This window comes from Acinetobacter sp. 778_lipA (assembly GCF_058242985.1).
The window spans coordinates 4,219,134-4,232,420 of the sequence record NZ_JBZAYT010000001.1 but is presented as its reverse complement, the minus strand read 5'-3'; the positions used below and the strand labels follow the sequence as shown (position 1 = coordinate 4,232,420).

The window sequence follows — 13,287 nt, the reverse complement described above, 5'->3', positions numbered from 1 at the left end:
TCAATGTATGTTGTTGTTAGTTATGGTTTGGTTCACGGATCAACCTTCGGAAGCTCGAAAGGGCTTTCGAATACTAGGTTAAGCGTATGGCAAATTTAAAAGAAATTCGCGCCAAAGTAGCTAGTATCAAGAGCACGCAAAAGATTACTCGCGCGATGCAAATGGTAGCAGCTTCTAAGATGCGTCGTGCGCAAGAGCGCATGGCTCAGGGCCGTCCGTATGCCGAAAATATGCACCGTGTAATTGCTCATTTGGTCCAAGCGAATCCTGAATACAAACATCGCTATATGGTTGAACGCCCTGTAAAACGCGTTGGCTATATCATTGTTTCTTCAGATCGTGGTCTTGCTGGTGGTTTGAACATTAACTTGTTCAAAAAAGTGGTAAAACACGTACAACAGCAACAAGAGCAGTCAATTGAAGTTCAATTTGCTTTAATTGGTCAAAAAGCGGTTTCGTTTTTTAAAAACTACGGCGGTAAAGTACTTGGCGCAACTACGCAAGTAGGTGATGCTCCAAGTCTTGAACAGTTAACTGGTTCTGTACAGGTGATGTTAGATGCATTTGATAAAGGCGAGTTAGATCGTATTTATCTTGTGTCAAACGGCTTTGTCAATGCCATGACTCAAAACCAAAAAATCGAACAACTTGTTCCATTAGCTGCGGCTGATACGGACGAGGATCTTAACCGCCAATATGGTTGGGATTATCTATATGAACCAGAAGCTGAAGAGCTTTTAAATGGTTTATTGGTTCGTTACATTGAGTCTATGGTTTATCAAGGTGTGATTGAAAACATCGCATGTGAGCAGTCTGCTCGTATGGTTGCAATGAAAGCTGCAACTGACAACGCAGGTGATCTTATCAAGAGCCTACAACTCATTTATAACAAGCTGCGTCAAGCCGCGATTACTCAGGAAATTTCTGAGATCGTTGGTGGTGCCGCTGCCGTTTAACATTATTTTGAATTGAGGAGACAGCAATGAGTAGCGGTCGTATCATTCAGATCATCGGCGCGGTTATCGACGTCGAGTTTGAACGCAATAGCGTTCCTAAGATCTATGACGCTCTCCAAGTTGACGGTACTGAAACTACTTTAGAAGTTCAGCAACAACTTGGTGATGGTGTAGTTCGTACCATCGCAATGGGATCTACAGAAGGTCTTAAACGTGGTCTAAACGTATCTAATACTGGTGCACCTATTTCTGTACCTGTAGGTACTGCATGTTTAGGTCGTATCATGGACGTTCTTGGTCGCCCAATCGACGAAGCTGGTCCAGTTGCGACTGAAGCGCGTTTGCCGATTCACCGTCAAGCACCTTCTTATGCTGAACAAGCTGCTTCTACTGACCTTTTAGAAACTGGTATTAAAGTCATTGACTTACTTTGCCCGTTTGCTAAAGGTGGTAAAGTTGGTTTATTCGGTGGTGCCGGTGTTGGTAAAACTGTAAACATGATGGAATTGATCAACAACATCGCGAAAGCTCACTCAGGTTTATCTGTGTTTGCTGGTGTTGGTGAGCGTACTCGTGAAGGTAATGACTTCTACCACGAGATGAAAGATTCTAACGTTCTTGACAAAGTAGCAATGGTCTACGGTCAGATGAATGAGCCACCAGGTAACCGTTTACGCGTAGCGTTAACTGGTTTGACCATGGCTGAATACTTCCGTGATGAGAAAGATGAAAACGGTAAAGGCCGTGACGTATTGTTGTTCGTTGACAACATTTACCGTTACACATTGGCTGGTACTGAAGTATCTGCTCTTTTAGGTCGTATGCCATCTGCAGTAGGTTACCAACCGACGCTTGCAGAAGAGATGGGTGTTCTTCAAGAACGTATTACATCGACTAAGTCTGGTTCGATTACATCTATCCAAGCGGTATATGTACCTGCCGATGACTTAACAGATCCATCGCCTGCAACTACATTTGCTCACTTAGATGCAACTGTAGTATTGAGCCGTGACATCGCATCTTCTGGTATTTACCCAGCGATCGATCCACTTGACTCTACTTCACGTCAGTTAGATCCACTTGTTGTTGGTGCTGAGCATTATGAAATTGCACGTTCTGTACAGAACGTATTGCAACGTTATAAAGAGCTTAAAGACATCATCGCAATCTTGGGTATGGACGAGTTAGCAGAAGAAGATAAGTTGATTGTTTACCGTGCGCGTAAAATCCAACGTTTCTTCTCTCAACCGTTCCACGTAGCTGAAGTGTTTACTGGTGCTCCTGGTAAACTTGTACCACTTAAAGAAACAATTCGTGGCTTTAAAGGTCTTCTAGCTGGTGAATACGATCACATCCCAGAACAAGCGTTCTATATGGTTGGTGGTATTGACGAAGTGATCGCTAAAGCCGAGAAGCTTTAATTAGCAACTCTAATTTAGGAGATTCACATGTCGACTATGCAATGTGATGTTGTAAGTGTTAATGAGTCTTTGTACTCAGGCACTGTGACAATGCTTATCGCAAAAGGTGCTGGCGGTGAATTGGGTATCATGCCTGGTCACGCTCCGTTAGTCACCTTACTCAAGCCGGGCGCAATTCGCGTTCTGCTTGAAAACGGTACAGAAGAGTTAATCTATGTATCTGGTGGTGTTCTAGAAGTTCAACCGCATGTTGTTACTGTGCTTGCAGATACTGCAGTTCGTGCTGACAACTTAGATGAAGCTGCAATTCTTGAAGCACGTAAACATGCTGAACAATTGCTTGCAAATCAAAAAAGCGATTTGGACTCTGCTGCTGCTTTGGCTGCTCTTGCAGAAACTGCTGCTCAGTTGGAAACCATCCGCAAAATCAAAAACCGCGCGCTATAACACGCAGTTTGAGATTGAAAAACCACCCGCGAGGGTGGTTTTTTTATAGTTAAAATTATAAAAAATAGTATAATCTTTATACTCTCAATGATGGTTTTTATAAAATGCCTGCTGAATTAGTCAAACATTCATCTATCGCTTTAATGCGTTATATGACTGATATGAACATATCAGCAGCTGATCTCGCCAAAAAAACAGGTATTTCAGAAAATAAAATAGACAGCGTTTTAAGTACAGATGAAAAAGTTCTTAAACTATCGCAACTTCAAAAGATTGCAGAAAAGCTATTTGTTCCTACAGTTTATTTAAGTACAGATAGTTTTATTTATGAAAGAACACAGCCAGAACTAACAGAATTTAGAAATTTAGAAAATTTTGTTGAAAATTCATATAGGGATAAAGCATTAATCCAAGAGTTTTGCGCTGTAAGAAGTAATTATTTAACGGTTTTAGATAGCTTAGACGAAGAGCCTTTACCTTTTAGATTAGTATTATCAGGAGATAGTGCTATTAAAGATGCGGAATTAATAATTTCATATTTTGGCTTCTATCAACATAAAAAAAGTTTAAAAAACCAAGACGATTATTTTAAATCTTGGAGAGCACTTGTTGAAGATAAATCAATCTTAGTTTTAGAAAAGCCGAAAGAGGATTTTGGTTCTGATGGGCTTTGTCTATTTTTTGATGTTGTACCTATAATAGGTATATTAAGCACGGGACAAAGTTATTCGAGAAGATTATTTACTTTGATCCATGAATTAGTTCATCTGGGCTTAGGCCAAAGTATTTTTGATGGTAAGTTATTACATAGTAGTTCAAAATTAGAACGGTATTGCGATGAGGTTGCAGGGCATGTAGTTGCACCAATAAGTATTATCGAAAAGGAATATGATCCATTAAATTCACTAGAAAGTAACATCTTAAAAATTAGAAGTATTACGAAGGCTAGTAAAGCTGCGATAGCAATTCAATTCAAAAATGTTGGTCTTATATCTCAGAAAGAGTTAACTATGTATCTTGCGGATTTAGATACTAGACATGGAGATATTAAAGGTGGCCCTAAAAAGGAGTCTTTAGTGTTGAATTATTTTGGTTTTAATTTTGTTGAAAAAGTAATGAGTGCAATGTGGAGTGAAGCTATTCCCGCCTCAACTGCAAAGCATATACTGCGTTTCCATGATAAAAATAATACAGATTCATTTGGAAGATTACAGTCAAAGGTGTTTTAAACAATGAAAATGCTTAGTTTAGATGCTAATGCTGTATTAGATTTATGTTATAGATTTTATGGAAATGAGGTTTTTGAAGCCTTATGGGAAAATCTGCTTAGTTGTATATCAGCAAGTCAGATTAGATTTTATATTACCTCTTCAATTTATCAAGAAATTTTATCTTATATAGAGTTACATGAATTAGATGTATCGATTTTCGAAGTATTTATTAAAGAATATAAAGTAATTTTTCCAGAATCAGATGAATTTGGTTCGAAGACTTTAGAATTAAAAGAAACTTTACTTGGTTTCAGTGCTGCTAGAAAAAGCCCACATGTGACAAGAGATAATTATGGCGATTCCGACATAGTTAGTTTTGCGAAATTTCTGGGAAATGATGCGGTTGTTTTAACATCTGAAACACGCTCAAAAATTTTGAATTGGGAAAATCCAGATCATCAAAGGCATATAAAAGTACCCAATTTATGTGAGTTATTTAATGTGGAGTGTATGAATTGGTTTATGCTTTTTAATTATTTAGGTCATAAATATTAATGCACCTCATCGAACAGCAAGCGCACTTTTGGGAACTTTATCAAACGCAAGATGACTACTATCTCAGCATTGCCGTAGATATGAGTTCTGTTGTTTCATGTTGGGATATTTATTTAACCGGAGTAGAAATTCAGGCGTATCACAACAAAGGTCGAATTGCGATCGAAGATTTGGCAAGTTCAATTGTGGCTGAAACCTATCGTGGAGATTTTTCCAATATAGCAGCTCGTAAGGTATCTAAAGAAATACAACAACAGATGCAAACCGCATTTAAAACATGGCGATTGGCCCAACATTAAATTTTTATTCAGTTATGAGTAATTGAAAAGCCATTATTTTCTATCATATTTACTTTAAACAGCGCATCAAAACCTTCTGAACGATTCGGGACTTCTAATTTATAAAAGGTGGCTTTAACGCCTTTTTCAGCAATATTGGCTTTACCCTCACGTTGTGCATTACGCTGTAAAGTGCTGTCTAGATCCGTTTCAAAATAATATGATATGACCTCGAAGCCAGCAGTTTTGGCAAGTTGAATATAACGGGCTCGATCGGCTTTGCTCATGTTGGTGTTATCTATCACGATTTTGGTTTTAGAGGCTATAGCTGCTTCAAACAGTATCTTTTCACGATGGCGTGTTTTTAGCATATCGAGATTGATACGTAGATGTGTATGATAAAAATACTGTTGATAAAAAGTAGATTTACCCGAAGCTTGTACGCCTGTGAATAAAATCAGTTGCATGAAACACTACAAAAATACGGTTAATCTGCTATTAAATCATGTTCATGAACTTTGCTACAATCCATTCATTGTTGTAGAAAACCAATAAACTTAAAATGAAAAAATTAGTTCAATGTCGGTATTTATTTTCAATACTTCTACTGAGTGCTGTTTCAGCATGTCAAAGTCAATTTGTCACTACACCAAATGCACCCACTGAAGCAAGTTTGGTGGCAAATTCAGTGGGAAATGGTTTAGAAACAGAATTAGATATCGATTATGTTGTCGCATTTAAAAATTTGAAAATGGCCTATGGGCAATGTGTTGCGTTTACTGGCGAAAAAGATTTTGTCTTTACCGACAATCGACTAGAACGAGATTTAGAAATGGGAACCTTGTTTACCCGTACAGAGGGTGGGGCGTATTTATCAAAAACCTTGGTGGAATCCATTGGAAAGAATAAAACCCGTTTAACGCTATTTTTACCCGCAAGTTATAAGTCTGCTCAAGCTCGTTTTAAGTTAGATGCTAAACGCGCGCTAGGACAAGATCCATTATGTAATGTTACAAAGCCAAGCTAAGGCTGATCTGTTCAAATCTAATTAACTCTGTTCAGTAGCTTGCTCTGTATTTGATCAAGGAATCATCATGCCTGCCAGTTTAAGCATATCTAGTTGGATGGTATTCATTTGTTGTTCGATTTTCTTAAAATCAACTTTTGAAATGTCTAAATCACCGTTTAACAGTGCTGAGTTAAGCACTTGCTTATTGGCTTGTAGCACTTGTTGGCGGATACCATCAATCTCTTGGCTTTTTAAATCTAATGAAATCAATGCTGTGTTAAAGCCTTGTAGTTCACGAGTCAATGTTTTGACAGATTGTTGTAGCTCAGCTTGATTTTGTGATTGTATCGCTTGTTGTAAATTAGATTGGCTTTGCTGTAATTTTTCAACATAGTCACCAGTTTTCAGCTGTACGTTGGCAACATCACGTGCGATATAAAACATATTGCCTTGTTTTAAATCTTCAGTACTTTTTGCTGTTGATTGATTATTATTATTTGAGTCGGATGTATTCTCACTCATTTGCGCAGTTTCAATCGCTTGAGCGTCATCTTGTTGACGTGATTGTTCAGCTGCTTGATTACAGCCTAGTAGTAACATGCCAGAAATAAAAATAACAAAAGGCAAAACCGCACCTTGTAAAAGCTTTTTCATCGTTGTCCAAAAGTAATTTAATCGGTTATGAATTCACTATAATTTGCAAAAGTGTAGAGATTGAGGATTGTTGCAAAGGACATACAGTCTGTAACTTTAGAGATTCATTTCTACTCAAACAAAAGCAAAAAAGAATACATTTTTAGCACGCTATTGAAGGTGGTTGAAATTTTAAATTGTGAATAAAGCTAGAGGGAGTTTTGATCGAAAATATAAAATTTTCGATCAAAACTGCAAAATATAAAAATTTATTTAAAGCATAGAGCTTTTAATGCTCGATTTATTTTGCTAATTCAGCTTCAATCGCAGATGTAATTCGTGGATCATCAGCAGTGATATCTGGTGCAAAACGTGCCACGATTTCGCCATTTTTACCGATTAAGAATTTTTCAAAGTTCCAAAGGACTTCAGGTTTTGGGTTTGGTGTTAGGCCATAATCGACTAAGTCTTTCCACCAAGGACCTTCACCAATACGTTCAGGGATTGCATGAATTAAGCTGTCATAAAGTGGATGCTTATCATCACCTGCAACTGAAATTTTAGCAAAAAGTGGGAAGTCGACATTGTAAGTTAAAGAGCAAAATTGCTCGATTTCATCATTTGTTCCAGGCTCTTGCGCAAGAAAGTTATTTGCAGGAAAGCCGAGGATTTCTAAACCTTGATCTTTCTTTTCAGTATATAGCTTTTCTAAACCTTCATATTGTGGAGTAAGGCCACATTTAGATGCAACGTTAACGATTAAAAGAACTTTACCTTGATATTGATTCAAGGTCGTCGCTTCACCTTTGATGGTATTGACTGGGATGTCATAAACGGAATTGCTCATAGGGGTATCCTTAAAAATCAAAAGACAGTGATTAGAAATATGTCTAATGTTTTAGCGATATTCCAAGATTTCAGCAAGTTACATTTGTATATAAGTGTAATAAAAAAAGCAGATCATAGGATCTGCTTTTAAAAACTGCATCAAATTTAATCGATTATGGTGCAGCGTTTGCTTTGGCTTGAAGTGCTTGCATTTCAGTTAACAGGCTTTGTTGTAACTCAGTACCTTTCTTTTGAAGTTCCATGATTTTTTGTGGATCTGGTGAAGTCGCTAAACCAGCTTCAGACATTTCAACGCCTAGGTTATTTGACTCTTTCATTTTGTCACGTACAGACGCAACTTCAGTACTTTTAAGTGCTAAACCATCAAGATCTTTGTTGAAACCATCCACATAAGTTTTCATTTTATCGACAACACCTTTCAGTGCATCTTTATCACCCTTTTGTGCAGCTTGCATCACTTCTGTTTGGAAGTTCAATGCTTCTTTAGCTTTCGCTGTAGACATTGTTTGAAGTGCAGTTAAATCGCTTTTGATATCAGCAGTATTGTTGGTACTTAAAGAAACCGCAGCTGCAGCAGGTTTGTTCTCAGTTCCTGAAGCTGAATCAGCTGGTTTTTTATCACATGCAGTTAAAGCAAACGCTGAAGCACATAGTGTAGCTAGTAGTAATTTTTTCATTTATTCGAACCCTTCATTATTTAAAATTCTTATGAATTTGACGGTAATATATACAAATTCAAAAAGTTATATGCTTAATCTAGAGCATAAGATGCAAAATGCACAATTTTAAGGCAATTTTCTATAGTATTTTTGTATATAAACTTATCAATAAAGTGGAATTAGGCTGCTTGAAAAACACCCCAGTCTTAAAGATTTCGCATTTGTGCTGGGGTTTGATGAGTGTAACGCTTAAAAAACTCAATGAAGCTGGACGTATGTTGATAGCCGAGGTCTAAGCTAATTTTTTTAATTGAGACGCCTTGTTGGATCAATGAAATTGCATAAATAATCTTGGCGCGATTACGCCATTCAGACAGCGAAAGTTTAAGGTGCTCTTGGCTAAGTCTAAGTGCATGCCGTTCAGTAATCTGAAAAGTATCGAGAATTTCCTGAAGGCTTTGGGGGAAGCGTGTTGTATCCGACAAATGCTCAAGAATAGGCTTGAGTATGGGATGGTTGGTTTGCGGTAAATAATGCTCATAACACACACTATTTTGGATTTGATCGACCAACAGTTCTAATAAGTGTTGATAATAGGGAGATGATGGAATCCCTTGTTTCTGCTGCGCTAAAACTTCTTCAATGGTATGACGTAAAAAAGGGCGAATACTTAAAGTCTTTGTGCTTTGGGATAAGCTTTGACAAAGCTGAGGGTGAATACGGATACAGATGTAATGCGTCAGTTGATCATCCACAGCTGTACAACAATGTTCGGTTTGCGGTGGAATCCACAAACCATAACTTGGTGGAGACAGATAGGTTTGTTCTGCGACATTGAGTTCTAAAGTCCCATTTAAACTCAAATTAAAATCACCCCATAAATTTGAATGGGGTGTAACGACATCATGCTTTTGGTAGAAAAATTCTTCTACAGAAATCAGCGCTGAATACATAGTTGAAAAGACTTAACTCTCACATTGAATGGCAGTGTTTTCAGCTTTGGGGTTATTTAATCCACGACTTAGCGTGAAGATTGAAATAAAGGCCAAAAGAATAAAACTCAGTACACTATACAATAAAATGTTGGCATTAAAATGGTCAACAACATAGCCACCGATTAATGCACCTGTTGCAATCATAACTTGGAAGAAACCAACAAATAACGGCATACCTTTTTCTACAGCTTGAGGGGCGTGTAAAAACATCCAAATATTGGCAGTGGTTGGAAATGCACCAAATGCAAAACCCCAAAGCGCTGTAAGAATAAATGCGCCTGATGGATGAATGGCAAATAGAGGAAAGCCAAAGAATACAACCGCAAAACAGATGGCAACGAATGCAAAGGTATAACGCACATTCAAATTACCGCTATAACCAGCAAAAGCATTCCCAAAGATACCTGCGATACCAAATAATAACAGTAGAGAACTGATAGTGGCGCTGTCAAAGCCTGCTGAATTTTTAAAGAACGGGGTCAGATAGCTATATGATGAAAAATGAGCTAAACCAATCAACAAAATAATAATCAAACCTTGTCTGGCTTTACTGATTCTTAGCAATGCAGGTAAGTCTTTAAAATGAATGGCGGATTCAGGTTTTAAGCTTGGGATAAATTTAATTCCCAACACTAAAACAACGAAGCCGATGGCGGAGGTAATTCCAAATGATGTTCGCCAGCCATATGCATCACTTAACCATGTCCCAATCGGTACACCAAGAACAGTGGCTAAAGTTACCCCAGCCATGACAGTTGCTGTTGCTTTCGCAATAGGTAAATGGCTTGGTGCTAAACGACCACTTAAGGCAATCGCAGTCGCCCAAAATCCACCAATCGCAAATCCAAGAATGAAACGGCTCAGCAATAAAATTTCAAAAGTTGATGCAATTGCAGTGATGGCATTGGCAAACACCATCGTTGCAGACAGGGCTAGGAGTAAGTAACGTCGATCTAAATTTTTGACTAGAACGGGAAGGAGTGGTGCTGCTATGGCGGCCATGATCCCTGGGAGAGTGATCATCAAACCCGCTGTACCAACAGATACATGCAAATCACTGGAAATGTCGTTGAGGACACCAATTGGGAGAAACTCACTGGTGACCAAAGCAAAAGCAGTAATTGCGACTGTCAATAGCGCCAACCAGCTCCCTTGGCTACTGGGGGGAATCTCAGAGGACTGTGGTTCTGAAACTTCTGATTGCATCATATTCATGAAGATATATTCCTGCTGTAAAGCGAAAGCATATGGAGGTATTTTTTAATTCATTAACGATCGTTATAAAAATAAAATATTTGATTAATTTTGTGTTGTCAATTAATTTAATAATGTTCGTTATAAAAATATATGTGAAAGTTATGGCTGATTCTGAAAAACATGCTTTAGTCGCTGAAAAACAAGCACCTAAGCGTGGGCGTGGCCGTCCTAAATGTTTTGATGAACAACAAGCGCTACAAAAAGCCATGTTGTTGTTCTGGGAATATGGCTATGAATCCACATCGATGAGCGATTTAACCAAAGCCTTAAATCTTACTGCACCCAGCATATATAGTAGTTTTGGAGATAAATCACAGCTGTTTCATGCCTGTTTGGAATACTACTTAAAGCATGAGGCATGTCCTTTGGAGGTTATTTTTCAACAAGCCAAAACAGCAAAAATCGCCATTGAAATTTATTTGTATGAAAACCTTAAAAAACTGGTTCAACAAAATAAACCGACGGGTTGTATGTTGGTTACCGCAACCATGAATTGTTCACAAGAACATGCACCGATTCAGCATGATCTTTTGCTGAAAAGACAACAAGTCAAAGAAAATATCTACCAACGTTTGCAACAGGGTGTCAAAGAAGGTGACTTAAACCCACACGCCAATATTCAAGCGATGACAGATTATTATTCAACGGTGATTCAAGGTTTAACCATGCAAGCTCGTGATGGGGTTAGTGCTGAACAATTACAAAGTGTGGTGACTTTGGCAATTAAAACTTGGGAATTATTCTAAGTTTAAAAAAGCATAAAATAGCATTTGTCTGAAAAGCCCTATAGATGTCTGAAATGCCATATTTAAATTTATTCCGACTTCATCGATAATCATTTCCAGATCCTATTCGACAGTCAAAATTATGTATAGCAATTCAAAACCCATGTGGTGGGCAATCAGTTTACCGATCATTGCAGTATTGATTTGGTCAATGAATATTGCAGTTACACGTTATGTTTCGGATTATATTTCACCTGTCAGTATTAGCTTTTATCGCTGGTTAGTGGCATTTATTATTTTGACCCCATTTATGTTGCCCCAAGTGTGGAAGCAACGTCATTTGGTTAAACAACATTTTATGCAATTTGTGGTGCTGAGTGCTTTTGGTATGTTCTTGTATCAAGGCTTGGCATATAGCGCAGCGCATTACACCACAGCAACCAATATGGGCATTATCAACGCCTTTATTCCAGTATTTACCATTTTTGTTTCGATTCTTATTTTACGTGAAATTCCCAATCGCTTCGCTGTTGTCGGCAGTATCTTGTCTTTTCTTGGTTTACTGTATGTGATTGGCCGAGGGGATTTTAGCAACTTGACTCAATTGGCAGGGCACTCTGGTGATTTGATCATGGTCTTGGCTGTGTTCTTTTATGCTTTTTATGGGGTTTTTCTGAAAAAATGGCAATTGAAAGTTCCATTACTGTTGAGTCTCTATGTGCAAATTGCGTTGACCTTGGTCTACCATTTACCATTTGTGCTTTATTATGGCATTGATGCGATTAATCAAGGTAATGTCGCTAGCGTTTTATATGCGGGTATATTACCTTCTCTTGTTGCACCTTTATTGTGGATGATGGCTGTGCAATATCTAGGTCCAAATCGAACCAGCATTTTTATGAATTTAATGCCAGTATTTACTGCAATCATTGCCTACTTCTGGTTGCATGAGGCTTGGACGATATCGCATACAATTGGTGGTATTGTCATTTTAGTAGGAATTGCATTGGCACAAAAAAAGTCACTTAGTGTCAAAAAAAGTACATTATTGAGTTAAAATTTAAAGTGTTTTGAGTGAAAATTGTTCATTTAAATCTTTATTTTTAACGCTTTTTAAGTGTTAAATCTGAGCAAAATTTGTTTTTTAATTAGTGATTTAACTGTTGAAAATTCAAATAGTAAAACAAATTTAAACACTTAGTTTTATTATTGAAATCCAAGTTATTTGCAATTCACTCAAATGAACAGATATTGCTCAGAAGAATATATTTGTATTCAAAAAAAATTTATAGGATAATATTTTCATCGTAGCGAATTAAGAATTTCTTAATTAAATTGTTCTACACTGAATTTTTCATACCCTCTGGATGTGTTTAACGCATCCTTTTTTATACTCAGCCAACCCTATATGTGGCTGAGTTTTTTTTTTGCCTTTTTATTGGTAATATGAGGGTCTGTTGACAATTCGCCTACGCCTTGCGCTGCAAACAAAGCAGTGCTTTGTTCTTGCTCGGGGTTGTGGCTAAAATTATCTCAGCCTACGTTATGAAACTCGAAAATAGTCTCGCTATTCTCTTCATTTCCTGCTTTACGACGTATACGTCTCATGCTCAATTTTAACCTACAACGCAAGCCATTTATGAAATGCCAACAGGCCCTGAACCCATGTTTGAATGAATATTTTAACGTGTTTAAGCGCGAATCACTTGCGCTGTAGATGCGTCAATGATTTTGCTTGGTTCGCGACTTAAACCAAGATCACCATTTAAATAATTCAATTCAGAACCAAAATATTGACTGGCTTGTTGTAAAGATCTTGCCGGTTCTAAACCTGCCGAATTTGCACTGGTCGACACAATAAAACCATTAAAGGCATTACATAAGGCAATGCACAAAGGGTGATTGGTTACACGAACTGCAACCTGAGCATGCTGGCCTTTAATCCATTGTGGAATTTTATCATCAGCTGGAAGTAGCCAAGTTGTTGCCCGTTCTGTTCTAGAGCGTTGCGTCCATGATTGAATGATTTGTTCACGAATAATAGGGTCAATTTCTGTTAATAGATGCTCAACTTGTGAGAGCTGTCCTGCCAATAAAATCACGCCTTTCTCTATAGGGCGTTGTTTAAGCCTTAAAATTTCTAAAAAAGCCTGTTCATTGAACGGATCACAGCCTAAACCCCATACTGCCTCTGTTGGATAAGCCAAGACTTTACCTTGTTGAAGAATTTGTGCAGCTTCAGCAACTGAGGTTGTAATCATCTATGTTTACCTTGCCATTTCGTGGAATAAG

General features: G+C 37.8%; 16 protein-coding genes. 9 read left to right on the top strand and 7 right to left on the bottom strand.

Features of this window, described 5'->3' with window-relative positions; all coding sequences use genetic code 11:
- Positions 1-86: 86 nt before the first annotated feature.
- The 6 genes from atpG (at position 87) to AC4CUY_RS20020 (ending at position 4,889) form a co-directional block, all read left to right on the top strand.
- Positions 87-956: a F0F1 ATP synthase subunit gamma gene (gene atpG / locus AC4CUY_RS20045; protein WP_004723421.1), complete on the top strand. Its 870-nt coding sequence runs from the start codon at positions 87-89 to the stop codon at positions 954-956.
- 26 nt (positions 957-982) lie between these two features.
- The gene (gene atpD / locus AC4CUY_RS20040; RefSeq protein ID WP_004723420.1) at positions 983-2,377 is read left to right on the top strand and encodes a F0F1 ATP synthase subunit beta; all 1,395 of its coding nucleotides are present in this window, start codon (positions 983-985) and stop codon (positions 2,375-2,377) included.
- Between the two features lie 27 nt (positions 2,378-2,404).
- Positions 2,405-2,824 (top strand): F0F1 ATP synthase subunit epsilon, encoded by a 420-nt coding sequence (locus AC4CUY_RS20035; protein WP_004723419.1) that lies wholly within the window; start codon positions 2,405-2,407, stop codon positions 2,822-2,824.
- Between the two features lie 104 nt (positions 2,825-2,928).
- Entirely contained in the window at positions 2,929-4,053 is a 1,125-nt protein-coding gene (locus AC4CUY_RS20030) for a helix-turn-helix domain-containing protein (protein WP_335954283.1), read from the top strand.
- Positions 4,054-4,056: 3 nt separating this feature from the next.
- On the top strand, positions 4,057-4,590 hold the full coding sequence (locus AC4CUY_RS20025) for a DUF4411 family protein (RefSeq protein WP_419280596.1): 534 nt from the start codon (positions 4,057-4,059) through the stop codon (positions 4,588-4,590).
- Positions 4,590-4,889 carry a hypothetical protein gene (locus tag AC4CUY_RS20020; protein WP_419280599.1) on the top strand — a complete coding sequence of 100 codons (300 nt, stop codon included), beginning with the start codon at positions 4,590-4,592 and terminating at the stop codon, positions 4,887-4,889. The genes AC4CUY_RS20025 and AC4CUY_RS20020 overlap by 1 nt, the downstream gene beginning before the upstream one ends.
- Positions 4,890-4,897: 8 nt before the next feature.
- Here the strand turns inward: AC4CUY_RS20020 and AC4CUY_RS20015 are convergent, their stop codons facing one another.
- Positions 4,898-5,335 (bottom strand): ATP-binding protein, encoded by a 438-nt coding sequence (locus AC4CUY_RS20015; protein ID WP_151956319.1) that lies wholly within the window; start codon positions 5,333-5,335, stop codon positions 4,898-4,900.
- 95 nt (positions 5,336-5,430) lie between these two features.
- Here AC4CUY_RS20015 and AC4CUY_RS20010 point away from each other — a divergent pair, with 95 nt between their 5' ends.
- Complete coding sequence (locus AC4CUY_RS20010; RefSeq protein WP_490774610.1) at positions 5,431-5,895, top strand: hypothetical protein; 465 nt, start codon at positions 5,431-5,433, stop codon at positions 5,893-5,895.
- A gap of 54 nt (positions 5,896-5,949) precedes the next feature.
- Here AC4CUY_RS20010 and AC4CUY_RS20005 read toward each other — a convergent pair whose 3' ends face one another.
- The 5 genes from AC4CUY_RS20005 to AC4CUY_RS19985 form a co-directional block, all read right to left on the bottom strand.
- Positions 5,950-6,531, bottom strand: coding sequence for a PM1805 family lipoprotein (locus tag AC4CUY_RS20005; protein WP_490774609.1), 582 nt, complete (start codon positions 6,529-6,531; stop codon positions 5,950-5,952).
- A 280-nt stretch (positions 6,532-6,811) separates the two neighbouring features.
- Entirely contained in the window at positions 6,812-7,357 is a 546-nt protein-coding gene (locus AC4CUY_RS20000) for a glutathione peroxidase (RefSeq protein ID WP_004723411.1), read from the bottom strand.
- A 154-nt stretch (positions 7,358-7,511) separates the two neighbouring features.
- Positions 7,512-8,036 carry a PM1805 family lipoprotein gene (locus tag AC4CUY_RS19995; protein WP_004723410.1) on the bottom strand — a complete coding sequence of 175 codons (525 nt, stop codon included), beginning with the start codon at positions 8,034-8,036 and terminating at the stop codon, positions 7,512-7,514.
- Between the two features lie 188 nt (positions 8,037-8,224).
- Positions 8,225-8,971: an AraC family transcriptional regulator gene (locus AC4CUY_RS19990; protein ID WP_353164335.1), complete on the bottom strand. Its 747-nt coding sequence runs from the start codon at positions 8,969-8,971 to the stop codon at positions 8,225-8,227.
- 12 nt (positions 8,972-8,983) lie between these two features.
- Positions 8,984-10,222: an MFS transporter gene (locus AC4CUY_RS19985; protein ID WP_353164346.1), complete on the bottom strand. Its 1,239-nt coding sequence runs from the start codon at positions 10,220-10,222 to the stop codon at positions 8,984-8,986.
- A 149-nt stretch (positions 10,223-10,371) separates the two neighbouring features.
- Between AC4CUY_RS19985 and AC4CUY_RS19980 the strand changes: the two genes are divergently transcribed.
- Together AC4CUY_RS19980 and AC4CUY_RS19975 are read left to right on the top strand one after the other, a co-directional pair.
- The gene (locus tag AC4CUY_RS19980; protein WP_004823720.1) at positions 10,372-11,016 is read left to right on the top strand and encodes a TetR/AcrR family transcriptional regulator; all 645 of its coding nucleotides are present in this window, start codon (positions 10,372-10,374) and stop codon (positions 11,014-11,016) included.
- Between the two features lie 142 nt (positions 11,017-11,158).
- Positions 11,159-12,052, top strand: a complete 894-nt coding sequence (locus AC4CUY_RS19975; RefSeq protein WP_004723406.1) for a DMT family transporter — start codon at positions 11,159-11,161, stop codon at positions 12,050-12,052.
- 634 nt (positions 12,053-12,686) lie between these two features.
- Here the strand turns inward: AC4CUY_RS19975 and tsaC are convergent.
- A complete protein-coding gene (gene tsaC / locus AC4CUY_RS19970; protein WP_096735350.1) occupies positions 12,687-13,256 on the bottom strand; it encodes an L-threonylcarbamoyladenylate synthase type 1 TsaC in 570 nt (189 codons plus the stop codon).
- Positions 13,257-13,287: the final 31 nt, after the last annotated feature.